Below are 22,893 nucleotides of genomic sequence, written 5' to 3' on the forward strand. Positions count from 1 at the left end.
CACGAGACATGCGCCCTTCCGGCCGCGCGCCCGACCAGATGCGCCCCATCGCCATCGAAACCGCCTTCACCATTCATGCCGAGGGCAGCGTTCTCGTCGCCTTCGGCAATACGAAGGTGCTGGTGACGGCCAGTGTCGAGGAAAAGGTGCCGCCCTTCCTGCGCGGCAAGGGGCAGGGCTGGGTGACGGCCGAATATGGCATGCTCCCGCGCGCGACCCACACGCGCGGCAGCCGCGAGGCGGCGAAGGGCAAGCAGTCGGGACGAACGCAGGAAATCCAGCGGCTTATCGGCCGTAGCTTGCGTGCCGTCGTCGACATGAAGAAGCTGGGCGAACGGCAGATCGTCATCGACTGCGACGTGATCCAGGCCGACGGCGGCACCCGCACCGCCTCGATCTCCGGCGCGTGGGTCGCGCTGCGCCTCGCGGTCGACAAGCTGCTGGAAGCGAAGGCGATCGCCGAGGACCCGATCGAGGATCGGGTCGCGGCGATCAGTTGCGGCATGTATCAGGGCACGCCGGTGCTCGACCTCGATTATGACGAGGATTCGAACGCCGAAGCCGACGGAAATTTCGTCCTCACCGGCAAGGGGCAGATCGTCGAGGTGCAGGCGAGCGCCGAGGGCGCGACCTATGACGAGGAAGGCCTGCTCCGCCTGCTCCGCCTTGCGCGCATCGGCTGCGGCGAGATTTTCGCGGCGCAGGCGAAGGCGGTGGGGCGATAGGGTTGAATCTATTAGTAGATTCACGCAACGGCACAAAGAGGTTGCGTTTGCCGCGAAGCGGCTTTTTTCATCTTCGCGGCGTCGTGACGCGACGTCGATATGATAAAGGGCCTTTCGGCCCAGACGTTCTTCTTCGCGCCTTTGCGCCTTTGCGTGAGTCCATTTAGCCGACAGAGGATGGATCATACCATGACCCACCGCAAACTCGCCCCCGGCAGGCTCGTCATCGCCAGCCACAATGCGGGCAAGGTGCGCGAGATTCGGGCGCTGCTCGCATCCTTCGGCATCGACCCGGTATCGGCGGGCGACCTTGGCCTGCCCGAACCCGAGGAAACGGGGACGACGTTTCGCGACAATGCGCTGGTCAAGGCGCACGCCAGCACCGCCGCCTCGGGCCTGCCCGCACTCGCCGACGACAGCGGGCTGGAGGTCGCGGCGCTCGGCGGGCGGCCCGGCGTCTACACCGCCGACTGGGCCGAGCGGCAGTGGTTCGAGGGCGAGAAGGGGCGCGACTGGTATATGGCGATGGGCAAGGTCGAAGGCCTGCTCGCCGAACAGGGGCCGGACGTCGACCGCAGCGCCGCCTTCGTCTGCACCCTCGCGCTCGCCTGGCCCGACGGCCATGCCGAGGTTTTCGAGGGCCGGGCGGCGGGCAGCCTGACCTGGCCGCCGCGCGGCACGCTGGGTTTCGGCTATGATCCGGTCTTCATTCCTGCGGGCAAGTCGCTGACTTATGCGGAAATCGACCCGGCCGAAAAACATGCGATCAGCCACCGCGCCGATGCGTTCGCGAAGCTGGTGGCGGGCGTTTTTTAAGGCGGTCATGGCATATTTCCGCATCCTGCTTCGTGGTATTTGGAGCCCGCCCCCCGGCGATTATGCCGGCTTCTTCGCTACGCGGACCGTAAAGTCGGCACGTATCGAGGATGCAAAGGCCGCTGGTCTTTCGGCATTGGCGCATGAGTGGGCGGAAACGCCGTTCTTCGAGCATGGCGGTGCGGGGCTGTCGCTGACGGTCATCGACGCATGGCGCGTGGGTTGGCTGCGCGCCTGGCGGTCGGCGAATGGCGGGCACTGCTTTTTCTCCGGCGATGCAGAGAGCGATGCTGCGGGTGTTGAAGCGAAAGCGGCGGTTGCGCCGCCCGGCTCGAACATCTGGCGATTGGCGGCGCATGCCTCAACGGACGCGCGGTTTTTCGTTTTTGAACCAGATGCCTGATTTTCCTGGCCAAGCGCCTATATCGCCCGCATGACCGAGCCGCTCGCCCTTTATGTCCATTGGCCCTTCTGCGTCAGCAAATGCCCCTATTGCGACTTCAACAGTCATGTGCGCGCGGGGGTCGATCAGGCGGCGTGGCGCGCGGCGCTGCTCGCCGATCTGCGGCACGAGGCGGCTTTGCTGCCGGGGCGCGCGGTTTCGTCGATCTTCTTCGGCGGCGGCACGCCCAGCCTGATGCCGCCGGAGACGGTCGCGGCGGTGATCGCGGCGGCGGATGCGGCGTGGGGGCTGACCGCCGATTGCGAGATCACGCTGGAAGCGAACCCCAATTCGGTCGAGGTCGCCAATTTCGCGGCGCTGGCGAACGCGGGCGTCAATCGCGTGTCGATCGGCGTTCAGAGCTTCGATCCGCAAGTGCTTGAATTTCTGGGCCGCGCGCACAGCGGGGATGAGGCGCGGGCGGCGATTGCGGCGGCGCAGGCGCATTTCGCGCGGGTCAGCTTCGACCTGATCTATGCGCGGCCCGGCCAGTCGCCGGCGGCGTGGGAGGCCGAGCTGGGCGCGGCGCTGGCCTTCGGCACCGGCCATCTGTCGCTCTATCAGCTCACCATCGAGCTGGGCACGCGCTTCGCGACGCTGGCGGCGAAGGGCGAACTCGTCATCCCCGACGGCGACGCCGCCGCCGACCTGTTCGACGCGACGCAGGCGATGACGCGCGCCGCCGGCCTGCCGCGCTACGAGGTATCGAACCATGCGCGGCCGGGGGAGGAGAGCCGGCACAACCTGACGTATTGGCGCTATGGCGACTATGCCGGCATCGGTCCCGGTGCGCACGGGCGGCGACTGGCGCAGGCGACCGAGCGGCACAGGAAACCCGAGAATTTCCTTGCGGCGGTGGAACGCAATAGTCACGGACTGAAGGTGGAGAGCGACCTGCCGGGCCGCGAGCGCGCGACCGAGGCGATGCTGATGGGGCTGCGGCTGACTGAAGGCGTCGACCTGACGCGGATCGAGGCGCGCAGCGGGCTGGCGCGCGCGGCGTTTCTGGATTCGGAGGCGGCGGCGCGGCTGGCGGGGCAGGGACTGGTCACATTGGACGGCGACCGTCTGGCGGTGACGGACAACGGGATATTGCTGCTCGACTCCATTCTTTCCGAGGTGGTGCGGACCGGCTAAGCTGTCCAAGGTCCGTTCGCCCTGAGCCTGTCGAAGGGCCGTTCTTCTTTTCGAGGCTGGAAGAAAGGACGGGGCTTCGACAAGCTCAGCCCGAACGGAATAGGGGATGGCTGACCGATTGATCCGCGAATGGGACGCCCATCTGGCGCATGAGAAGCGCCGGTCGGACCATACGCGCCGCGCCTATGTCGCGACGGCGGAGCGGTTCTGCGCCTTTCTGTCGGAGCATCGCGGCGGCGCGGTCGGTGCGTCGATGCTGGCGACGCTCGGCGCGAACGACCTACGCGCCTATCTCGCGACCCGCCGGGACGACGGGCTCGGCAATGCCTCGGCGGCGCGCGAATTGTCGGCGCTGCGGGGTTTCCTGCGCTTCGTCGGCGGATCGAATGCCAGCGTGCCGCAGCTTCGCGGCCCGCGCGTCAGGAAAGGCCTGCCGCGCCCGGTGGCGCCCGACGAAGCGCTCGCCCTCGCGCGCGATGTCGAGGAAAAGGCGCGGGCCGGCTGGATCGGCGCGCGCGATTTCGCACTGCTGCTGCTGCTCTATGGTGCGGGGCTGCGCATCGGTGAGGCGCTGTCGCTGACCGGCGCCGCGCTGCCGCTCGGCGATACGCTGCGCGTCACCGGCAAGCGGGGCAAGACGCGCGTCGTGCCGATCCTGCCGGCGGTCGCCGACGCGGTGGCACGCTATGCCGAGGCTTACCCTCGGCCGATCACGAAGGATATGCCGCTGTTCCTCGGCGCGCGAGGTGGGGCGCTCGACCCCGGCGTGGTGCGCGCCGCGGTGCGTTCGGCGCGCCGGGCGCTTGGCCTGCCCGAACGGACGACGCCGCACGCGCTGCGCCACAGCTTCGCGACGCACCTGCTTGCGGGCGGCGCCGACCTGCGCAGCCTTCAGGAACTGCTCGGCCATGCCAGTCTCGCCTCGACGCAGGTCTATACCGCGGTCGACGCCGCCCACCTGCTCGACATCTATCGTACCGCGCATCCGCGGGCGGACTGAGTCAATCGCCGCGCGGCTTCGCCTTCCAGGTGACGACGCGCCAGATATAGATCAGCACCAGCGATCCGATCGCGATCAGCGCGATCGGGCCGACGAACTGGTCGAGGTCGGCGAAGCGCCGTCCGAACCAGCTTCCGGCGCCCGCCAGCGCGCTGACCCAGATCGTCGAGCCGGCGGCGGTCCAGATCAGGAATTTCACCTGGTTCATCCGCACCATGCCCGCGGGCAGCGACACCATGGTGCGCGCGACGGGCAGGAAGCGCGCGACGAAGACGATGCCAGGGCCATATTTCAGAAAGCCCGCGTGCAGACGCTCGACCTCGCGCCAGTCGAGGGTCAGCCAGCGCCCGTGCCGGTCGACGAAGGGTTTGAGCCGTTCATAGCCGATCCAGCGCCCGATGCCGTACCAGACCCAGTTTCCGGCGGTGGTTCCGGCGACCGCGACCGCGATCAGGGTCCAGAAATCCAAGCGCCCCTGCGCCGCGGCGATACCGCCGAGCGCCATGATGACCTCCGACGGGATGGGTGGAAAGACATTTTCCAGCACCATCAGCACGAAGATGCCGAAATAGCCCCAGCTCTGGATCAGGTCGAGGATGAAGCCGGTCATGCGAGGGGTAACGCGGAGATCTTTGTCCGGTTTCCCTTCCGCCTCGATGGGGGAAGGATATGGAGCCTTACCGCGAAGCGGTTAGGCGGAGTTGGATGGGGGTGATGGTGCGTCATGGCACCGTCGCCAAAGGCCGCCACCGCACCCCCTCCGCTGCGACTAGGCGATTGCATCGCCAAGTCTCGCTGCCTCCCCCATCAAGGGGGAGGGTGTGGGGACTGCTGCGGCGGGTCACTTGCCGATCCGCCGCGCGATCGCGTCCCAGATCATCGCCACGGTGTCGGTGCCGTTGAAGCGGTCGATGGCGACGATGCCGGTGGGGGAGGTTACGTTGATCTCGGTCAGCCACTCGCCGCCGATCACGTCGATGCCGACGAAGATCAGCCCGCGTTCGCGCAGTTTGGGGCCGAGCGCGGCGCAGATTTCCTGCTCGCGCGGGGTCAGCGCGGCCGCTTCGGCATAGCCGCCGACCGCGAGATTGGAACGGAACTCGCCCTCGCCGGGCTTGCGGTTGATCGCGCCCGCGACCTCGCCGTCGATCAGCACGATGCGCTTGTCGCCCTCGCGCACGCTGGGCAGGAACTGCTGGACCATGAAGGGTTCGGGCCACACCTGTCCGAACAGCTCGACGAGCGCGCCGAGGTTGGTGCCGGCCTCGTCGATGCGGAACACCGCCTTGCCGCCGTTGCCGTGCAGCGGCTTGATGACCAGCGCGCCGTGGCGCCGGTGGAAATCCTTCACCGCGTCGAGATCGCGGGTGACCATCGTCGGCGGCATATATTCGGGGAAATCGAGCACGAACACTTTCTCGGGCGCGTTGCGGACCGAGACCGGGTCGTTGACCACCAGCGTCTCGCCCGCGATGCGTTCGAGCAGCCAGGTGCCGGTCAGATAGCCGAGGTCGAAGGGCGGGTCCTGCCGCATCAGCACGACGTCGACGTCGCGGCCGAGGTCCAGCGTCACCGCCTCGCCGAAGCGATAATGCGCGCCCGCCTCGCGCCGGACGTCCAGCACCCGGTGTGCGGGGGTCGTCAGCCGCCCCGCCTCCCAAGTCAGGCCGCGCACGTCATAATGATAGACGGTGTAACCGCGCTCCTGCGCCGTCAGCATCAGGGCAAAGCTGCTGTCGCCGGCGATGTTGATAGTGTCCATCGGGTCCATTTGCACCGCGGCGCGCAGGGTCATCATTCACTCCAAAGGCTGCCAGACGTGGACCAGATGGCGCGGCAGACGCCTCGGCGCAAGGAGCATCACGTCGATTCGGATCGCATCGTCCGCACGCGCGAAGCGCGGGGCGAGTATTTCCGCCGCCGCCGCGACCCGGCGCAGGCGCCAGGCGTCGATGGCGAAATCCAGATCTTCGACGCGGTCGCGCCATTTGACCTCGACGAAGGCGAGGGTGCGGCCGCGCCGCGCGATCAGGTCGACCTCGCCCGTCGGTACCCGCAGCCGCTCGCCCAATATCCGCCAGCCGTGGAGGCGCAGCCACCAGGCGGCGCGGCGTTCGGCCCGCCGCCCGCGCGCCTCGGCGGCGGCGCGGGTCAAGCGCCGCCCTTGAGCGCGAGCGCGCGGGCGTAGAGTTCGTGCCGGTCGCGGCCGAAGCGTTTGGCGACCGCCTTCGCGGCCCTGGCGACCGGCTGCCCGGCGAGCGCGTCGCGCAATGCGGCGTCGACGGTCGCATCGTCGGCCGCCTCGGCGCCGGCCTCGGCGGGCGGCGCGACGACGATCACGATCTCGCCCTTCGGCGCCGCCTCGGCATAGCGCGCGGCAAGCTCGGCGAGCGAACCGGTCACGCATTCCTCGTAGAGCTTGGTGATCTCGCGCGCGACCGCCGTCTCGCGGGCGCCGAGCCCTTCGGCGAGCGCGGCCAGCGTCGCGGCAAGCCGCGGCCCGCTTTCATAGAAGATCAGCGTCGCGCGCAGTCCCGCGACCTCGGCGATCGCATCGGCGCGCGCCTTTGCCTTGGACGGCAGGAACCCCGCGAACAGGAAGCGGTCGCTCGGCAGCCCCGACAGGGTGATAGCCGCGATGGCCGCGCACGGCCCCGGCACGGTCGTCACGTGCCGCCCCGCCGCGCGCGCGTCGCGCACCAGCTTGTAGCCGGGGTCGGAGATCAGCGGCGTCCCCGCATCCGACACCAGGACGACAACTTCATCGACCATGCGCGCAACCAGATCGGCGCGCGTGCGTTCGTCGCTATGATCGTGATAGGGGGTCATCTTTATCCGCAAACCCAGATGCGACAGAAGTTTCGCGGTAACCCGCGTGTCTTCGGCCGCGATCAGGTCGGCGCGGGCGAGCACCGCTGCGGCGCGCGCACCGATGTCGCCGAGGTTGCCGATGGGCGTCGCCACGATATAGAGACCGGGCAAGGGAGATTTGGACATGGTCGAATCCGGCATGATGCCGAAAATGGCAGAAACTGTCGCCGAGCGCCAAGGATATGCGTCGTCGCGGCGCCGGATGCTGCGCGGACTGGGCACGCTGGCGCTGGGCGGGCTGCTCGCCGCCTGCCAGGTCGTGCCCAAGACGCAGGGGCCGCCGCCCCCGCCGCCCGAGAATCCCGACGCGATCGAGCCCGGCCTGCCGACCGACACCGACCGCCACCGGGTCGCGCTGCTAGTACCCGAAACGGGCACCAACGCCGACGTCGGCACCGCGATCGCCAATGCGACGACGCTGGCTCTGCTCGACACCAAGGCCGACAAGCTGCGCATCACCACCTATGACACCGCGCTCGGCGCCGCCGAGGCGGCGCGCCAAGCGGTGGCAGACGGCAACAAGCTGATCCTCGGCCCGCTGCTCAGCGAGGATGTGAAGGCGGTCGCGCCGATCGCGCGCGCCGCGAAGGTGCCGATCCTCAGCTTCTCGAACGATACCGGCGTCGCGGGCAACGGCGTCTTCATCATGGGCTTCGTCCCCGGTCAGTCGATCGAGCGCGTCGTCGCCTATGCGCGCAGCAAGGGGCAGCAGCGTTTCGGCGCGCTGATCCCGAAGAATCTCTATGGCACCCGCGCGACGGGCGCGTTCCGCGATGCGGTGTCGAAGGCGGGCGGCACGCTGGTCGCGATCGAGACCTATGACCGCAGCGCGACCGCGCTGTCGGGCGCCGCGCGCCGCCTCGCCAATGCCGGCGACATGGATGCGGTGCTGATCGCCGACGTCGGCGGCAACGCGATCCGTGCCGTGCCGGTGATCCGCAGCACCGGCGACAAGCAGATTCTCGGCACCGAACTGTGGAACACCGACGCCTCGCTGGGCGGCAGCGCGGCGATGCGCGGGGCCTGGTTCGCCAGCGTGTCCGACGGTCTTTATGGCCAGCTCGCGACCAAATATCGCAGCCGCTATGGCAAGGCGCCCTATCGGCTCGCCAGCCTCGGCTATGATTCGGTGCTGCTGACCGTCCGCATCGCCCGCGACTGGAAACCGGGGACGCGCTTTCCGGTCAACCGGTTGATGGCGGCCGACGGCTTCGGCGGCATCGACGGCATCTTCCGCTTCGACAACCGCGGCATCGCGCAGCGCGCGCTCGAGGTCAGTCAAGTGGGTGCCGGCGGCTTCCGCGTCGTCGATCCGGCACCGACCAAATGGTGAGGGTCGGCGTGGCATAGCCGCCACAGTCGGGTGAAAAGCGTCGCCGCATGGCCACAGGCAGCCTTTACGCGGCGGCTGCGTTCACTATATGACCGCTAGGCGCGTTTGCGCGAGGATGCCGCGCGCCCATCGAAACGAGTTCAGGAGATACAGCTATACGCCCGCCCATGACCCGCCGCCCGCTTGGACAGATTCCGCCCAAGAACGGCCCGCGATATAATGAATTCATCGCCTCTCCCAAGGTCCGCGTGATCGACGAGGAAGGCGAAAATCTGGGCGTGATGCTGACTGCCGAAGCCATCGAAGCGGCCGCCGAGGTCGGACTCGACCTAGTCGAGGTTTCCCCCAATGCCGACCCGCCGGTGTGCAAGTTCCTCGACGTCGGCAAATATAAGTATGAAGCGCAGAAGAAGGCGAACGCCGCGCGCAAGACGCAGAAGACGCAGGAGATCAAGGAGATCAAGATGCGTCCGAACATCGACGATCACGACTTCGACGTGAAGATGAAGAAGGTGTTCGACTTTCTGGAGGAAGGCGACAAGGTCAAGATGACCATGCGCTTCCGCGGCCGCGAGATGAGCCATACCCAGCTTGGCCTCAACGTGCTCCAGCGCGTCGCCGAAATGACCGCCGAGGTCGCGAAGGTCGAGGCGCACCCGCGCACCGAAGGCCGCCAGATGCTGATGGTGCTGGCGCCGAAGTGATCTGACGTTCGTCCTCCTCTATGGAGGAGGGGGATTTTGCCAACCGGTCGTTTGGAGCCGCAACCAGCCACTCCTTCGTCATCCCGGACTTGATCCGGGATCCCGCTTTTTCAAGGCATCACTGGTTTCGGCATCCAGCGGGACCCCGGATCAAGTCCGGGGTGGCGGGAGCGATAGGGCGGCCTACGCAAGGCCGCCCGCCATCGTCACCCGATCCGGAAATCCTGCATCGTCGTTCCGTCGGGGCGGCCGCCTTTCGCGTAACGGCGCTCGACCATATGCGCGGCGCCCTGCCCGTCGACCGCGATCAGCGTCGAGGCGCGCGTGCCATAGACGTCGCCGTGCAGGAACAGCGCGGGGTCGCTCGTCGCGGTCAGCGTGTCGAGCAATCCTATGGGGTCGCTGGTGCTGTCGACGACCGCCGCCAGCGCCGCGCGCAGCCGCTCGGCGCGGAGGCAGGGGCGGTCGACCGGCTCGTTGGCCAGCGCATGCACGCCCGGCGTCAGCGCCAGGATGCGCGGCCCCGGCCGGTTGGTGAACAGACGCGCCGTCCCGTCGACCGCGAACAGGTTGAAGGCGTTGAAACGGTCGAGCTCGGCCTCGTCCGGATCGGCGAAGCGTCCGGTGCCGCGCAGCAGATCGACGACCAGCGCTCCGCGCGATTCCCTGGCGGGATCGGGCATCTCGCTGCGAACATTGGTGACGACGACGACGCGCCCGCTCGGCGCGTGTAGCCCCATCCAGGTCCCGCCCGCCTGCAGGTCGCGCCCGGCTACGATGCCGCTGCCGTCGTCCCACGGGCCGAGCGGCGCGCTCGGCCGGTCGTGGAACTCGTCGCGATTGCCGATCAGGATCAGCGGCCAGTCGGGATGGACCTGCCAGGCGAGGGCGACGACACACATGCGCGCCCTATCGCCGCTCGGCGCCCGCTTGCCAAGCGCGGTGTGACCGCCGCGGCGAAATGACAGGATTTCCTGTAACCCCGAAAGATGGTAGAAGGCGCGCGTTCCATGGGGAGGGGATCGCCATGAATACCACCGTCAAGACGCCGTGGCACCTGTGGGTCGTCGGCGTGCTTTCGCTGCTGTGGAATGCGGTCGGCGCATTCGACTATACGATGACCAAACTGAACGACGCCGACTATCTGTCGGCTTTCACGCCGGAGCAGATCGCCTATTTCCAGAGCTTTCCGCTCTGGGCCAATGCGGGCTGGGCGCTGGGGGTATGGGGTTCGGTCGTCGGCTCGCTGCTGCTGCTTGCGCGCAGCCGTCACGCGGTGACCGCCTTCATCGTGTCGCTCGTCGGACTCGCGATCAGCAGCCTCTATCAGTTCGGGATGCACTGGGGCGATCTGCAGCGGATGTTCGGCAATTTTCCAGCGATCTTCACTGCGATCATCTGGGTGATCGCGATCGCGCTGCTGCTCTATTCCCGGCGGCAAGCGGCGGACGGGGTCCTGCGCTGAGTTGACGTCGATGGGGGCTTATCGCCCCCACTTCGTCTTGCTCTGCTTGCCGAAACGCCCCTTGCGCGTGCCGGGTTTGCCCTCGTTGCTGCGCCCGACGCGCGGGGCGACCTGTTCGTCGGCGGGCAGGCCGAGCTCGTCGGCTTCCAGCCGGCGGATTTCGTCGCGCAGGCGGCCGGCTTCCTCGAATTCCAGGTCGGCGGCGGCGTCGCGCATCTTCTTTTCGAGGTCGGCGATATAGGCGCGCAGATTGTGGCCGACCATATGGTCGGGCCTGTCGTCGCCAAGGTCGACCGTGATCTGATCCTTCGACGCGACATGGGCGATGATGTCGCCGATCTGCTTCTTCACGCTTTCGGGCGTGATGCCATGCTCTTCATTATAGGCGAGCTGCTTTTCGCGGCGGCGGTCGGTCTCGCGCATCGCGCGCTCCATGCTGCCGGTGATACGGTCGGCATAGAGGATCACGCGCCCGTCGACGTTGCGCGCGGCGCGGCCGATCGTCTGGACGAGGCTGGTCTCGCTGCGCAGGAACCCCTCCTTGTCGGCGTCGAGAATCGCGACCAGCCCGCATTCGGGAATGTCGAGCCCCTCGCGCAGCAGGTTGATCCCGACGAGCACGTCGAACACGCCAAGCCGCAGGTCGCGGATGATCTCGATGCGCTCCAGCGTCTCCACGTCGCTGTGCATATATCGGACCTTCAGCCCCGCTTCGTGGAGGAATTCGGTCAGATCCTCCGCCATGCGCTTGGTCAGCGTGGTGACGAGGGTGCGATAGCCCGCCGCCGCGGTCTTCTTCGCCTCGGCAATCAAATCGTCGACCTGCTCCTCGACCGGTTTGATCTCGACCGGCGGGTCGATCAGCCCGGTGGGGCGGATCACCTGTTCGGCGAAGACGCCCTGGGTGCGCTCCATCTCCCACGGCCCCGGCGTCGCCGAGACGCTGACCGTCTGCGGCCGCATCATATCCCATTCGGCGAAACGCAGCGGGCGATTGTCGATGCACGAGGGCAGGCGAAAGCCATATTCGGCGAGCGTGATCTTGCGGCGATGGTCGCCCTTCGACATCGCGCCGATCTGCGGGATCGTCTGGTGGCTTTCGTCGACGAAGAGCAGGGCGTTGTCGGGCAGATATTCGAACAGCGTCGGCGGCGGCTCGCCGGGCAGGCGGCCGGTGAGGAAACGGCTGTAATTCTCGATCCCCGCGCAGCTTCCGGTCGCGGCGATCATCTCGAGGTCGAAATGGGTGCGCTGCTCCAGTCGCTGCGCCTCGAGCAGCCGGCCCTCGGCCTCCAGTTCCTTGAGTCGCTCGGCGAGTTCGTGCCTTATCGCTTCGCTCGCCTGTTTCAGCGTCGGACCCGGCGTCACATAGTGGCTGTTCGCAAAGACGCGGACATAGTTGAGGTTGGCGATCTTCTTGCCGGTCAGCGGGTCGAATTCGGTGATCTCCTCGATCTCGTCGCCGAAGAAGCTGACGCGCCACGCCATATCTTCATAGTGCGACGGGAAGATCTCCAGAGAGTCTCCACGCACGCGGAAATTGCCGCGGGCGAAGGCCTGGTCGTTGCGCTTGTACTGGAGCGCGACGAGCTTCCTGATGATCTCGCGGCTGTCGGCGACCTGTCCCTTCTTCAGATCGAAGATCATCGCCGAATAGGTTTCGACCGACCCGATGCCATAGAGGCACGACACCGACGCCACGATGATCACGTCGTCGCGTTCGAGCAAGGCGCGCGTCGCCGAATGGCGCATCCGGTCGATCGCCTCGTTCACGCTCGACTCCTTCTCGATATAGGTGTCGGAGCGGGGAACATAGGCCTCGGGCTGGTAATAGTCGTAATAGCTGACGAAATATTCGACGGCGTTGTTCGGAAAGAAGCTCTTGAACTCGCCATAAAGCTGCGCGGCGAGGATCTTGTTCGGGGCGAGAATCAGCGCCGGGCGCTGCAATTCCTCGATCACCTTCGCCATGGTGAAGGTCTTGCCCGATCCGGTCACGCCGAGCAGCACCTGATCGCGCTCGCCCTCCTTTGCGGTGCCGACCAGTTCGCGGATCGCGGTCGGCTGGTCGCCGGCGGGCTGATAATCGCTGACCAGTTCGAAGCGCTTGCCGCCCTCGACTTTGTCGGGGCGCGCGGGGCGGTGCGGGACATAGGCGTCCGCGGTGTCGATCTCGTCGAGCGAGGTGCGAATCTGGATGGCCATCGCGCGCCAATATGGGATCGCCCGCGCGCGGCTGCAATCGGCTTGCAACCATCCGCTCCTATTGGGGTTTCAGCTTGACCGACAACAGGAGGATGGAAGTTTATGAAAAGATTCGCGACGGTTGCGGCGCTCGGCGTCGCCCTGGCACTGGCCGGCTGCGGCAAATCGGACGACGCCGGCAAGGCCGACGGCACGGCGACCGCCGATGCGGGCGCGACCGCGGGCCCGGCGACGGGGCCGATCAAGCGCGAAGCCGGCAACTGGAAGACCGAGGTGAAGCTGGTCAAGTTCGACATGCCCGGCGCTCCCGCGGCCATGAAGGATCAGATGGCCAAGCAGTTCGCGTCGGCCGGCGCGACCGAAACCTGCCTGACCCAGGAACAGGCCGACCAGGAAGACATCGCCAATGCCATGGCGAAGGGCTATGGCGACGCCTGCACCTGGACGAAGAATGCGATCGGCGGCGGCAAGATCGACGTCGCGGGCACCTGCACCGCCAACGGCCAGAAGGTCGATCTCGCCATGGCGGGAACGATGGAGCCGAAGAAGACCGACATGACGATCACGACCAAGACGGCTGCTCCGACCGGCGGCCAGATGGAAATGCAGATGCAGGTCACCGGGACCAACATCGGCCCCTGCAAGGCCTGATCGGCGGTTTTCCTATCGAGGGCGCGTGGCCGAAGCTGCGCGCCCTTTTCCTTGCGCGCGTGTCGTGCGTGGCTGTCGTGATAAGAAAGAAGGGGGGGCGGACTTGCCGATCGGGATGTAGGTGGGGCTACGATCCCGATCGGCGAAGTCTCAGTGCATGAAGCCGGAAAGTCGTTAGCGAAAGATGCCAGGGACCAGCTCGCATCCTTCGACCCACCGGCCTCACTATGTCCAACTGAGAAATGATCTCAGGCCAGACCGCGACGTTGTGGGGAACGCCGCGTCGAGAGCAAATGTGACAGGACGGGCGTCGCGGCGGCAGTTACTTGGGGTCACGTATCGGCGTGTAGCTAAATGATAAGCTTGCCTTAACCTTGTTTGGTGGAAATCTGGCAAATATTGCCGGAACAAACAGCGCGACCGCGCGTTCGGCACGGGTTGTTACCGTAACATGGATGTAACCATAGCTGGTCGCCGGGGAAGATTTTCGTATCACCCTCGGCTCGGGGGGACTAGAGAATAGCAATGGATCGCACCAAGGCCGAGGCCTCCGATTCCGGCGACAGCGACCGGATCGTCGCGGAAGAGCTGGAGAGGCTGCTCGCCTCGCCGCTGTTCGTCCGTTCGCCCGTGCTGTCGCGCCTGCTCCAGTTTCTGGTCGATCATCGCCTGCGCGGCGGTCGTAGCGCCCCCAAGGCCTATGCGATCGCGACCGAGGCGCTGGGACGCAGCGCCGATTTCGATCCGGCGATCGACAGCTATCCGCGCGTCATGGTCGGCCGCCTGCGCGGCCTGCTCGATCGCTATTATGCCGACATCCCGTGGACGCACCGGTTGCGCGTGCCGCAAGGCAGCTATGAGATCGTCGTCCAGAATCGCACGCCGCCGCCGGCGCGGACCGCGGACGCGCCGGCACAAGAGGGAGGCGGCGCATCGGCCGAACCGCCGACGCGTCCCGGCCCACCGGCCCGCAGCGGCGGCGGTCGCCGGTGGCCGTGGGCGCTCGCCCTGCTGCTCGTGGCGGCGATTGCCGCCGTCTGGTGGATCGTCGATGGCCGCGACCGGCTGCTTGGCCGGACTCCGGTGGCGATGCCGCTGCTCCAGGTGAGCGCGCCGTCGGCGGGCGAGACGCCGCAGTCGCGCGCGATCGCCCGCGCGATCGACGGAACGCTGCGCGACGGGTTGCGCCGCTTCGACCTCGTCGACCTGCTCAGCGCCCGCGCGCCCGGAGAGGCCGATCCGGCGCGCCCCGCCGACTACCGCCTCGACACCTCGATCGTGCGCCGGATCGATGGTCCGGTCGACGTCACGCTCGTCCTGAATCGGGTATCGGACCAGCGCGCGATCTGGTCGACCCAGATCAGGGTCGCGAGCGAACAGCTTCCCGAATTCGACGCCCTGGCACCGGCCATTGCGCAGATCGCGGGCGATTATGGCGTCATCGTTCGCGATCAGGTGCAGCGCGAGCCCGACAGTTACGCGCCGGGCTATCCCTGCCTCGCCCAGTTCAACCGGATGCGCCAGATGCGCAGCACCGGCCGGGTTCAGCCGATCGACGCCTGCCTGCGCGATACGCTGCGGACCCAGCCTGCCGATCCCGTCGTCCTCGGCGCCCTGTCCTGGCTGCGCTTCGGCGACTGGCAGCCGCTGCGCGGGACGAAAGGCGGAAAAAAGGCGTTCGCCGAGGCGCGGGCGCTGGCGATGCGCGCCTATGAAAGCGGGCCGAACAGCTCGGCCGGGCTGTTCGCGATGGCGCGCGCGCATTTCTATGCCGGCGATTGCGCCGGGGGCGAATCGATGGGCAATGCGGCGTTGCAGTTGAACGTCTATGATCCCGACATCACGGGTTTCCTGGGTCTGTTCACCGCGGCGTGCGGCCAGGGCGCGACGGCGCTGCCGCTGCTTCAGCGCTCGGTCGATCTCGACGCCAGCTATGCCGGTGTTCCGGCGGTGACATTGGCTTTCATGCTGGCGCAGAATGGCGAAGTCGAACGGGCGCTGGCGATTCTCGACCACATGCCGTCGCCCAGCAATCTCGAGCCGCAATATCTGATGGTGCGCGCGGTCGTGCTGGCGCGCGGCGGCGACATGGCCGGCGCCCGCGCGCTGTGGCGGCGGCTGCTCGATTACACGCATCAGCCGGCGACCGCGCCCGCCGAACAGGTGCTCCGCCAGTTCATGATTACCCCCGCCGTGATCGGGCGGGCGTCGCAGGTGCTGCGCGAAACCGGCATCGCGCCCGCCAAGCCCGCCGCCTGACCTGCAGCCGGGCGGGGCAGCGGATGCGACGAACCCGATATGGCTTTTATCGCACACGCGCGCCCTCTTGCCAGCCTCGCCGCTGCGCTCTAGGGCAAAACTCAACATTCACGCCATAGTCAGAAAAAGGAACTGTGCATGAGCGATTCGGCCGAAAAGGTGAAAAAGATCGTCGTCGAACATCTCGGCGTCGAAGCCGAGAAGGTGACCGAGGAAGCGAGCTTCATCGACGATCTGGGTGCCGACAGCCTCGATATCGTCGAACTGGTGATGGCGTTCGAAGAGGAATTCGGCGTCGAGATCCCTGACGATGCGGCGGAAAAGATCGCCACCGTCAAGGACGCGATCGACTATATCGAAGCGAACAAGGGCTAAAGCGGTCCCGTCCGGCTTGGCCGGACGCGGCGGCGGCGCCGCCCACGCGTTTCCGGCTTCCCGGTCCCGAGCGCTCGCGCGCAGCGACCGGGAAGCCTTTTTTATGGATATGCGTCCACCTATCTGATGCGGATCCTTGCGGGGGCAGGGGCCGACGAAAGGAAAGACTATGCGCCGGATTGTGGTGACGGGACTGGGTTTGGTGACGCCGCTGGGCGGAGACGTCGAAACCAGTTGGGCCAATCTGCTCGCCGGAAAGTCGGGGGCGGGACAGATCACGCGCTTCGACGCGTCGGATCAGAAATGCACGATCGCGTGCGAGGTGAAGCCCGCCGATCACGAATATGGCTTCGATCCCGGCAAGCGCGTCGATCACAAGGTCCAGCGCCAGGTCGACCCGTTCATCGTCTATGGCATCGACGCCGCGGGCCAGGCGCTCGAGGACGCGGGGCTGATCGACATGACCGAGGAACAGCGGCTGCGCGCCGGCTGCTCGATCGGTTCGGGCATCGGCGGCCTGCCGGGGATCGAGAGCGAAAGCCTGCTGCTCGCCGAAAAGGGGCCGAGCCGCGTCTCGCCGCACTTCGTTCACGGCCGCCTCATCAATCTGATCTCGGGCCAGGTCAGCATCAAATACGGGCTGATGGGGCCGAATCACGCCGTCGTCACCGCTTGCTCGACCGGTGCCCATTCGATCGGCGACGCGGCGCGGATGATCCGGGACGGCGACGCCGACATCATGCTTGCGGGCGGCGCCGAATCGACGATCTGCCCGATCGGCATCGCGGGCTTCGCGCAGGCGCGCGCGCTGAACATGAGCAGCAACGACGCGCCCGAAAAGGCGAGCCGCCCCTATGACAAGGGCCGCGACGGCTTCGTGATGGGCGAGGGCGCGGGCGTCGTCGTGCTCGAGGAATATGAGCATGCCAAGGCGCGAGGCGCGAAAATCTATGCCGAGGTCGTCGGTTACGGCCTGTCGGGCGACGCCTATCATGTCACCGCGCCGCACCCCGATGGCTTCGGCGCCTATCGCTCGATGGAGATGGCGCTGAAAAAGGCGGGCATGACCCCCGCCGACATCGACTATATCAACGCCCACGGCACCTCGACCATGGCCGACACGATCGAACTCGGCGCGGTCAAGCGCCTGTTCGGCGACGCGATCGGTGGCGTGTCGATGAGTTCGACCAAATCGGCGATCGGCCACCTGCTCGGCGGCGCCGGCGCGGTCGAGACGATTTTCTGCATCCTCGCGATTCGCGACCAGATCGTCCCGCCGACGCTCAACCTCGACAATCCCGACGAGGGCACCGAGGGCGTTGACCTCGTCCCGCACAAGGCAAAGGCGCGCCCGGTCAAGGCGGCGCTCAACAACAGCTTCGGTTTCGGCGGCACCAACGCCAGCCTGGTGGTGAAGGCCGTCGACTAGGACGCAATAGCCCTCTCCCCTGAAGGGAAGAGGGTTGGGAGAGGGGGAGGCAGCGCGCTTCCTGCCCCTCTCGACTTCGGCCAGCGAGCAAGCTCGCAAGCCTGCGTATCTCTCCCTTGAAGGGGAGAGAGCGTGGGCGCCCGCAAAACCCCTTTCCTACTTGCGCCGCCATGCCTTATGCCTGCGGCGCCGCAATCCGGTGACCGGGCTTAAAGCGACCGAGGAGACACTCCGGCCCCGCACGGCCGTATCTTTTGTCGCTTTAAGGGCAGCATAGGGAGATTATCGTGCGTCCGTTCCGCTGGCTGACGATGGCGATCCTGGCCCTGCTCCTCGCCGCCTGTTCGGGCGGCGCGCCGCGCGATACTGTCGTGGTCATCCCGCCGGGCGCGAGTATCGCCAAGGCGGGCGATATCCTCGAACAGGCGGGTGCGACCTCGGCCTCGGCCTTCGTCAACCATGCGCGCCTGTTTGGCGGCGACGACCCGATCAAGCCCGGCGAATATGAGGTGAAGAAGGGGATGAGTCCCGGCGACATCCTCTCCTTGATGCAGGCCGGCAAGACCATCCAGCGCTTCGTCACCGTGCCCGAAGGCATGCCGTCGATCCTGGTGTGGGAACGGCTGATGGCCGAAAAGCGGCTGAAGGGAAAGGTCGCGGTGCCCGCCGAGGGCAGCGTGCTGCCCGACACCTATGCCTATACCACCGGTGAAACGCGCGCCGCGGTGCTGAAGCGGATGCAGGCGGCGATGGACAAGGCCTTCGCCGAACTATGGGCGAAGCGCAGCCCCCGCACCGCGGCGAAGGACCGCAACCAGGCGCTGACCCTCGCCTCGATCGTCGAAAAGGAAACCGGGGTTCCCGCCGAACGCCGCACTGTCGCGGGCGTCTACACCAACCGCCTTGCGGTCGGCATGAAGCTTCAGGCCGATCCGACGATCATCTATCCGATCACCAGGGGCAAACCGCTCGGCCGCCGCATCAAGCGGTCGGAGATCCAGGCCGTGAACGATTACAACACCTATGCGATGACCGGCCTGCCCAAGGGGCCGATCGCCAACCCCGGCAAGGCGTCGATCGCCGCGGTGCTCGATCCCGAACCCAACGACTATCTCTATTTCGTCGCCAAGGGCGACGGCGGCCACATCTTCGCCCGTACCCTCGCCGAGCACAGCGCGAACGTCCAGAAATGGTATGAGATCCGGCGCGCACGAGGAGAGATGTAGGTAAAATCGTCGCCCCAGCTTTCGCTGGGCGACGGAAGATGGGAGGGACCATGACCGCCGCAAAACTCTTCCTCCACGGCGTCCCCGACAGCCCGACGATCTGGCGTCCGCTGCTCGCTGCGCTCGATCTCGGCGAAAGCCCCGTCGCGGTTCCCGCGCTGCCCGGCTTCACCGGGCAGCTCCCTGCCGGCTTCCCCGCGACCAAGGAGGCTTATGCCGACTGGGCGGTGGGCGAGGCGGAGGCGCTCGCGGGGCAGCATGGCCCGATCGACATCGTCGGCCACGACTGGGGCGCGCTGATCGCGCAGCGCGTCGCGATGCTGCGCCCCGACCTGATCCGAAGCTGGGCGGTCTCCAACGCGGTGATCGACCCCGACTATCGCGGCCACCGCATCGCGCGCATCTGGAACACGCCGATCCTCGGCGAGCTCTTCATGGCGCTGAGCCAGCCCGCTGCGCTCGCGAAGGGATTGGTGCGACAGGGGATGCCCGCCGCCATCGCGGACGAAGAGGCGGCGCAATGGGCGAACAAGGACAAGCGCCGGGCGATCCTGCGCCTCTATCGCTCGGCCAAGGGGCTGAGCTTCCGTCACGACTGGGCGCGCGACATCGGCCGTCTGCCCGCGAATGGCACGCTGATCTGGGGCGCGAACGACCCCTATGTCGACCTTACGGTGGCGCAGCGTTTCGCCGCCGCCACCGGGACGCCGCTGACCATCATCGAGGATGCGGGCCATTGGGCGATCGCCGAGCGTCCGGGCGAGGTGGCCGCTGCCCTCCGCGCCTTCTGGAATGCTTGAACGATACAACCGATCATAGTGAGCCAATTTATCGATTGGATTTGCCAAGGCGAAACGACCATTTCGCGAGCGGTCGCCCAGCCGAACCGCAATCGGCTCTTTCAAGGCGGCCCGACATAGCCGGCGCGGGCTTCCCCCCTCCCGACCGCGCCGCTGGCGCCGCGCCCATCGAGATCACTGGACCGATGGGTGCGGCGGACCGGCCGATTTCGATGATCTGAAGTGGTAGCGGAGGAGGGACTTGAACCCCCGACACGCGGATTATGATTCCGCTGCTCTAACCAGCTGAGCTACTCCGCCCCGAAAGGCCGCCCGTGGGGCGAGCCGCGCCTATAAGCAGATGGTTCCGTCGGGTCAATATCGTGTCTTGCCGACACCGGCATTCTCCAAAATCGACGATAATGCCGCTCGCATCGGCCCTCACAGCCGCTTCAGCAGGCGCTCCACGGTGCGATGGCCGTCGCTGCTTTCGCCCTTGGCGAGGTCGGCTTCCAATGCGTCGCGAATCTCGCCGATCTCGACATCGGTCAGATGCTCGATGCCGACGAATTCGATCCGCGCCTTCTCGACCGCGCGCAGAATCTCGTCGAGCTTGGCCTGCATCGCCGCGCCGTCGCGGTTCTGACTGTTCTGGATCAGGAACACGGCCAGAAAGGTGAGGACGGTCGTCGCCGTGTTGACGATCAACCGCCAGGTGTCGGAAAAATGCAGCAGCGGGCCGCTCACCGCCCAGACGAAGATGAAGGTCACAGCGGTGATGAAGGTCGCGGGCTGGCCCATGATATGGGCGCATCGGGATGCGATGCGGGTGAAGAGATGGTCCATGGCTACCTCCGATGGAATGAAGGATTGTCCGTCTATTCGTGGCCCAGGTCGCTGTGGGCGTGCGGCTTGGCGCGGCCGGCCTTGCGAAGGTAGCGGCGGTCGATCTCCTCGATCAGGGAATCCGCCTTGTCGGCGCCGGCGAGGCGGATCAGCTCGTCGATCTTCGCTCGACGCGAACGGAAATCTAAGGCGGTTCTTCTCCTCAACAGAGGTAATCAGGGCAGGGCGTAGGCCACCACCTCGTCGCCGATCGGCGTTTCCATGAAATGATGGCCCCCGGCATAGAGGACGACATATTGCCTGCCGTTGGCCTCATAGGTCATCGGGGTCGCCTGTCCGCCCGCGGGCAGGACGTCGGACCAGACGGTCTTTCCGGTCGCAAGGTCGATGGCGCGGATCAGATTGTCGGTCGCTGCGGCGATGAAGATCAGCCCGCTCGCGGTGACGACCGCGCCGCCGTTGTTGGGCGTGCCGATCGTCACCGGCAGCATCGACGGGATGCCGAACGGCCCATTGGTGCGCGCGGTGCCCAGCGGGCGGTCCCAGATCGTCTTGCCGGTCGCGATGTCGATGGCGCGGATGCCGCCATAGGGCGGCTGCTTGCACAGCATCCCGGTGAAGGGCAGGCGCCAGCCGGCGTTGACGTCGATCGCATAGGGCGTGCCCGCCTGCGGGTCGCCGGCGCCCTCGGCGCCGCCGATCTCGCCGCGCGCCTGATCGCGCGGCGCCCAGCCCTTCCTGTCGGCCTCGGCGCGGGGGACAAGGCGGACATAGTTGGGCATGTCGTTGTAATTGGCGACGATTACCCCGCGCACCGGATCGACCGCGACGCCGCCCCAGTCGGTGCCGCCATTATAGCCCGGATATTCGATCGAGCGGCCGTCGCTGGTCGGCGGTGTGTAGAAGCCCTTGTAGCTCGCCCTGCGGAACTGGATGCGACAGATCATCTGGTCGATCGGCGACATGCCCCACATGTCGCGCTCGGTCAGTTCCGGCTTGCGAAGCGTATGCCACAGCGAGACGATCTGCGTCGGCGAGCGTTCGGCGGGCTCGACACCGCCGCCGGGAACCTCGATCGTGCCGACCGGAGTCAGCGGCCGGCCGGTGCGCCGGTCGAGGATATAGACGTCGCCCTGCTTCGACGGCAGGACCAGCGCGGGAACCGTGCCGCCCACGCCCGGATAGTCGATCAGCGTCGCCTGTGCGCCGAAATCATAATCCCACACATCCTTCTTCACCGCCTGAAAGTGCCAGCGCGGCTTGCCCGTGGTCACGTCGAGCGCGACGAGCGAGGTGGCATAGGCGTTCTCGGGCGGGCGGCGCAGGCTGGAATAATAATCGGCCGCGGCATTGCCCATCGGCAGATAGACAAGGCCGAGCTGCTCGTCGCCCGATGCGATCGTCCACATGTTCGGCGTGCCGCGCGCCCAGGTCTGGCCGGCGGGCGGATAGCCGTTCCAGTCGGGGTGCATCATGTCCCACGCCCATTTCAGCTTGCCGGTGACCGCGTCGAAACCGCGAATCACCCCCGAGGGGGCCCAGCGATCCTGTCCGTCGAGCACCTGATGCCCGGTGACGACCACGCCGCGCACGATGGTCGGCGGCGAGTTGATCGAGACATAGCCCGGCGGCGTGTCGCCCATGCCGATCCTGGTATCGACCTGGCCGTTGGCGCCGAAATCCTGGCACGGCCGGCCCGTCGCGGCGTCGAGCGCGAACAGGCGCGCGTCGAGCGTGCCGAAGATGATCCGCCGCGCGCACGCCTGGTCGGCGGCGGCGTCGGGCACGGCATAATAGGCGACGCCGCGGCAGGCGGCGGTATAGGGGATCGCATCGTCGGATATCCTGGGGTCGAAGCGCCAGCGCTGCTTGCCGGTGGCGGGATCGAGCGACAGCACCATATTCTTCGGCGTGCAGACATAAAGGCTGTCGCCGACCTTCAGCGGCGTGTTCTCCGCGCCATAGGTGCCGTGCGCCGCCTCCGACGGAAGGTCGCCGGTGTGGATCGTCCAGGCGCGTTCCAGCTTGCCGACATTGGCGGGCGTGATCTGGGTCAGCGGCGAATAGCGCCGCGCGCTGTAGGTGCCGCCATAGGCGGGCCAGTCGGCGCCGGCCTGCATCGCCGCGGGGTCGGCCATCGCCCAGCGCGGGCCGGGCAGCGGCTGCAACGGACGCACGGCGTTGAGCGTCCCGAGCGTCGCGCCGCCCGCCGCGACGAGCAGGACGACGACGGCGCTGCTCGCCAGCGCGAGGCGCCAGCGGCGCGGGCGCGCCGACAGCGCCGCCATCGCGAACAGGACCAGGATCAGCAGCACCGCCGGCGCGACGATCCGCGGCACCAGCGCCCAGCCGTTGCCGCCCACCTCCCAAAAGGCCCAGAGCAGGGTGAAGAAGACGACGGCGATATAAATCCAGCCGCCGAGCATCCGCCCGCGCATTAGCAGCAGGCCCGCCGCGAGCATCGCGATGCCGGTCACCAGATAATAGGCCGATCCGCCGAGCGCGGCGAGCCAGACGCCGCCGATCAGCAGGATCAGCGCGATGGCCGCGACAATCAGCCCGGCGATCAGGGCCAGGAGCGGAGCGGGAAATATCTGGCGTAACCGGTTCATCGCCATGTCCTTCTGTGT

At 67.0% G+C, this 22,893-nt stretch carries 23 protein-coding genes and 1 tRNA gene; 14 read left to right on the plus strand and 10 right to left on the minus strand.

What is annotated here, in order from left to right; translation table 11 throughout:
* Positions 1–8: 8 nt before the first annotated feature.
* The 5 genes from rph to FHR21_RS15975 all read left to right on the plus strand — a co-directional run bounded on the left by rph (position 9) and on the right by FHR21_RS15975 (position 4,120).
* Positions 9–725 carry a ribonuclease PH gene (gene rph, locus FHR21_RS15955; RefSeq protein ID WP_184100131.1) on the plus strand — a complete coding sequence of 239 codons (717 nt, stop codon included), beginning with the start codon at positions 9–11 and terminating at the stop codon, positions 723–725.
* Between the two features lie 189 nt (positions 726–914).
* Positions 915–1,541, plus strand: a complete 627-nt coding sequence (gene rdgB, locus FHR21_RS15960; RefSeq protein WP_184100132.1) for an RdgB/HAM1 family non-canonical purine NTP pyrophosphatase — start codon at positions 915–917, stop codon at positions 1,539–1,541.
* A 7-nt stretch (positions 1,542–1,548) separates the two neighbouring features.
* Positions 1,549–1,944, plus strand: coding sequence for a hypothetical protein (locus FHR21_RS15965; protein WP_184100133.1), 396 nt, complete (start codon positions 1,549–1,551; stop codon positions 1,942–1,944).
* A 30-nt stretch (positions 1,945–1,974) separates the two neighbouring features.
* On the plus strand, positions 1,975–3,120 hold the full coding sequence (gene hemW, locus FHR21_RS15970; RefSeq protein ID WP_184100134.1) for a radical SAM family heme chaperone HemW: 1,146 nt from the start codon (positions 1,975–1,977) through the stop codon (positions 3,118–3,120).
* 106 nt (positions 3,121–3,226) lie between these two features.
* Positions 3,227–4,120, plus strand: coding sequence for a tyrosine-type recombinase/integrase (locus FHR21_RS15975; protein ID WP_184100135.1), 894 nt, complete (start codon positions 3,227–3,229; stop codon positions 4,118–4,120).
* 1 nt (position 4,121) lies between these two features.
* Here FHR21_RS15975 and FHR21_RS15980 read toward each other — a convergent pair whose 3' ends face one another.
* The 4 genes from FHR21_RS15980 to rsmI all read right to left on the minus strand — a co-directional run bounded on the left by FHR21_RS15980 (position 4,122) and on the right by rsmI (position 7,117).
* Positions 4,122–4,730, minus strand: coding sequence for a DedA family protein (locus FHR21_RS15980; protein ID WP_184100136.1), 609 nt, complete (start codon positions 4,728–4,730; stop codon positions 4,122–4,124).
* A gap of 231 nt (positions 4,731–4,961) precedes the next feature.
* Positions 4,962–5,915: a glutathione synthase gene (gshB, locus tag FHR21_RS15985; protein ID WP_184100138.1), complete on the minus strand. Its 954-nt coding sequence runs from the start codon at positions 5,913–5,915 to the stop codon at positions 4,962–4,964.
* Between the two features lie 3 nt (positions 5,916–5,918).
* Complete coding sequence (locus FHR21_RS15990; protein ID WP_184100140.1) at positions 5,919–6,275, minus strand: YraN family protein; 357 nt, start codon at positions 6,273–6,275, stop codon at positions 5,919–5,921.
* On the minus strand, positions 6,272–7,117 hold the full coding sequence (rsmI, locus tag FHR21_RS15995) for a 16S rRNA (cytidine(1402)-2'-O)-methyltransferase (protein WP_246427276.1): 846 nt from the start codon (positions 7,115–7,117) through the stop codon (positions 6,272–6,274). Before rsmI ends, FHR21_RS15990 begins: the two co-directional genes overlap by 4 nt.
* Before the next feature lie 76 nt (positions 7,118–7,193).
* Here rsmI and FHR21_RS16000 point away from each other — a divergent pair, with 76 nt between their 5' ends.
* Positions 7,194–8,324 carry a penicillin-binding protein activator gene (locus FHR21_RS16000; RefSeq protein WP_184100205.1) on the plus strand — a complete coding sequence of 377 codons (1,131 nt, stop codon included), beginning with the start codon at positions 7,194–7,196 and terminating at the stop codon, positions 8,322–8,324.
* 167 nt (positions 8,325–8,491) lie between these two features.
* A complete protein-coding gene (gene infC, locus FHR21_RS16005; protein ID WP_184100144.1) occupies positions 8,492–9,028 on the plus strand; it encodes a translation initiation factor IF-3 in 537 nt (178 codons plus the stop codon).
* Positions 9,029–9,234: 206 nt separating this feature from the next.
* On the opposite strand, the gene FHR21_RS16010 is transcribed toward infC, so the two are convergent.
* Positions 9,235–9,930 (minus strand): NRDE family protein, encoded by a 696-nt coding sequence (locus tag FHR21_RS16010; RefSeq protein ID WP_184100146.1) that lies wholly within the window; start codon positions 9,928–9,930, stop codon positions 9,235–9,237.
* Positions 9,931–10,055: 125 nt separating this feature from the next.
* On the opposite strand from FHR21_RS16010, the gene FHR21_RS16015 reads away from it, so the two are divergent.
* The gene (locus FHR21_RS16015; RefSeq protein WP_184100148.1) at positions 10,056–10,493 is read left to right on the plus strand and encodes a hypothetical protein; all 438 of its coding nucleotides are present in this window, start codon (positions 10,056–10,058) and stop codon (positions 10,491–10,493) included.
* Positions 10,494–10,511: 18 nt separating this feature from the next.
* Here the strand turns inward: FHR21_RS16015 and uvrB are convergent, their stop codons facing one another.
* Complete coding sequence (gene uvrB, locus FHR21_RS16020; protein ID WP_184100150.1) at positions 10,512–12,698, minus strand: excinuclease ABC subunit UvrB; 2,187 nt, start codon at positions 12,696–12,698, stop codon at positions 10,512–10,514.
* A 102-nt stretch (positions 12,699–12,800) separates the two neighbouring features.
* Here uvrB and FHR21_RS16025 point away from each other — a divergent pair, with 102 nt between their 5' ends.
* From FHR21_RS16025 to FHR21_RS16050, 6 genes are all read left to right on the plus strand, one after another.
* Positions 12,801–13,349, plus strand: coding sequence for a DUF3617 domain-containing protein (locus FHR21_RS16025; protein ID WP_184100152.1), 549 nt, complete (start codon positions 12,801–12,803; stop codon positions 13,347–13,349).
* Positions 13,350–13,874: 525 nt separating this feature from the next.
* Positions 13,875–15,608, plus strand: a complete 1,734-nt coding sequence (locus tag FHR21_RS16030; RefSeq protein ID WP_184100154.1) for a tetratricopeptide repeat protein — start codon at positions 13,875–13,877, stop codon at positions 15,606–15,608.
* A gap of 138 nt (positions 15,609–15,746) precedes the next feature.
* Positions 15,747–15,983 carry an acyl carrier protein gene (locus FHR21_RS16035; RefSeq protein ID WP_184100156.1) on the plus strand — a complete coding sequence of 79 codons (237 nt, stop codon included), beginning with the start codon at positions 15,747–15,749 and terminating at the stop codon, positions 15,981–15,983.
* Positions 15,984–16,152: 169 nt separating this feature from the next.
* On the plus strand, positions 16,153–17,412 hold the full coding sequence (gene fabF, locus FHR21_RS16040; RefSeq protein ID WP_184100158.1) for a beta-ketoacyl-ACP synthase II: 1,260 nt from the start codon (positions 16,153–16,155) through the stop codon (positions 17,410–17,412).
* Positions 17,413–17,723: 311 nt separating this feature from the next.
* Entirely contained in the window at positions 17,724–18,638 is a 915-nt protein-coding gene (gene mltG / locus FHR21_RS16045) for an endolytic transglycosylase MltG (protein ID WP_184100206.1), read from the plus strand.
* Positions 18,639–18,688: 50 nt separating this feature from the next.
* Positions 18,689–19,438 (plus strand): alpha/beta fold hydrolase, encoded by a 750-nt coding sequence (locus FHR21_RS16050; RefSeq protein ID WP_184100161.1) that lies wholly within the window; start codon positions 18,689–18,691, stop codon positions 19,436–19,438.
* 223 nt (positions 19,439–19,661) lie between these two features.
* Here FHR21_RS16050 and FHR21_RS16055 read toward each other — a convergent pair.
* The 4 genes from FHR21_RS16055 to FHR21_RS16070 all read right to left on the minus strand — a co-directional run bounded on the left by FHR21_RS16055 (position 19,662) and on the right by FHR21_RS16070 (position 22,875).
* A tRNA-Met gene (locus FHR21_RS16055) sits at positions 19,662–19,738 on the minus strand.
* Between the two features lie 120 nt (positions 19,739–19,858).
* Positions 19,859–20,263 (minus strand): low affinity iron permease family protein, encoded by a 405-nt coding sequence (locus FHR21_RS16060; protein WP_184100163.1) that lies wholly within the window; start codon positions 20,261–20,263, stop codon positions 19,859–19,861.
* Between the two features lie 32 nt (positions 20,264–20,295).
* Positions 20,296–20,469, minus strand: coding sequence for a hypothetical protein (locus FHR21_RS16065; RefSeq protein WP_184100165.1), 174 nt, complete (start codon positions 20,467–20,469; stop codon positions 20,296–20,298).
* 9 nt (positions 20,470–20,478) lie between these two features.
* The gene (locus FHR21_RS16070) at positions 20,479–22,875 is read right to left on the minus strand and encodes a membrane-bound PQQ-dependent dehydrogenase, glucose/quinate/shikimate family (RefSeq protein ID WP_184100167.1); all 2,397 of its coding nucleotides are present in this window, start codon (positions 22,873–22,875) and stop codon (positions 20,479–20,481) included.
* Positions 22,876–22,893: the final 18 nt, after the last annotated feature.

The organism is Sphingopyxis panaciterrulae (genome assembly GCF_014199295.1).
Lineage (GTDB): Bacteria > Pseudomonadota > Alphaproteobacteria > Sphingomonadales > Sphingomonadaceae > Sphingopyxis > Sphingopyxis panaciterrulae.

Excerpts from the sequence above, each read along its gene's own strand:
- rph (WP_184100131.1), top strand. The coding sequence starts at position 9 with ATGCGCCCTTCCGGCCGCGCGCCCGACCAGATGCGCCCCATCGCCATC.
- rdgB (WP_184100132.1), top strand. The coding sequence starts at position 915 with ATGACCCACCGCAAACTCGCCCCCGGCAGGCTCGTCATCGCCAGCCAC.
- FHR21_RS15965 (WP_184100133.1), top strand. The coding sequence starts at position 1,549 with ATGGCATATTTCCGCATCCTGCTTCGTGGTATTTGGAGCCCGCCCCCC.
- hemW (WP_184100134.1), top strand. The coding sequence starts at position 1,975 with ATGACCGAGCCGCTCGCCCTTTATGTCCATTGGCCCTTCTGCGTCAGC.
- FHR21_RS15975 (WP_184100135.1), top strand. The coding sequence starts at position 3,227 with ATGGCTGACCGATTGATCCGCGAATGGGACGCCCATCTGGCGCATGAG.
- FHR21_RS15980 (WP_184100136.1), bottom strand. The coding sequence starts at position 4,730 with ATGACCGGCTTCATCCTCGACCTGATCCAGAGCTGGGGCTATTTCGGC.
- gshB (WP_184100138.1), bottom strand. The coding sequence starts at position 5,915 with ATGACCCTGCGCGCCGCGGTGCAAATGGACCCGATGGACACTATCAAC.
- rsmI (WP_246427276.1), bottom strand. The coding sequence starts at position 7,117 with ATGTCCAAATCTCCCTTGCCCGGTCTCTATATCGTGGCGACGCCCATC.
- FHR21_RS16000 (WP_184100205.1), top strand. The coding sequence starts at position 7,194 with ATGCTGCGCGGACTGGGCACGCTGGCGCTGGGCGGGCTGCTCGCCGCC.
- infC (WP_184100144.1), top strand. The coding sequence starts at position 8,492 with ATGACCCGCCGCCCGCTTGGACAGATTCCGCCCAAGAACGGCCCGCGA.
- FHR21_RS16010 (WP_184100146.1), bottom strand. The coding sequence starts at position 9,930 with ATGTGTGTCGTCGCCCTCGCCTGGCAGGTCCATCCCGACTGGCCGCTG.
- FHR21_RS16015 (WP_184100148.1), top strand. The coding sequence starts at position 10,056 with ATGAATACCACCGTCAAGACGCCGTGGCACCTGTGGGTCGTCGGCGTG.
- uvrB (WP_184100150.1), bottom strand. The coding sequence starts at position 12,698 with ATGGCCATCCAGATTCGCACCTCGCTCGACGAGATCGACACCGCGGAC.
- FHR21_RS16025 (WP_184100152.1), top strand. The coding sequence starts at position 12,801 with ATGAAAAGATTCGCGACGGTTGCGGCGCTCGGCGTCGCCCTGGCACTG.
- FHR21_RS16030 (WP_184100154.1), top strand. The coding sequence starts at position 13,875 with ATGGATCGCACCAAGGCCGAGGCCTCCGATTCCGGCGACAGCGACCGG.
- FHR21_RS16035 (WP_184100156.1), top strand. The coding sequence starts at position 15,747 with ATGAGCGATTCGGCCGAAAAGGTGAAAAAGATCGTCGTCGAACATCTC.
- fabF (WP_184100158.1), top strand. The coding sequence starts at position 16,153 with ATGCGCCGGATTGTGGTGACGGGACTGGGTTTGGTGACGCCGCTGGGC.
- mltG (WP_184100206.1), top strand. The coding sequence starts at position 17,724 with ATGGCGATCCTGGCCCTGCTCCTCGCCGCCTGTTCGGGCGGCGCGCCG.
- FHR21_RS16050 (WP_184100161.1), top strand. The coding sequence starts at position 18,689 with ATGACCGCCGCAAAACTCTTCCTCCACGGCGTCCCCGACAGCCCGACG.
- FHR21_RS16060 (WP_184100163.1), bottom strand. The coding sequence starts at position 20,263 with ATGGACCATCTCTTCACCCGCATCGCATCCCGATGCGCCCATATCATG.
- FHR21_RS16070 (WP_184100167.1), bottom strand. The coding sequence starts at position 22,875 with ATGAACCGGTTACGCCAGATATTTCCCGCTCCGCTCCTGGCCCTGATC.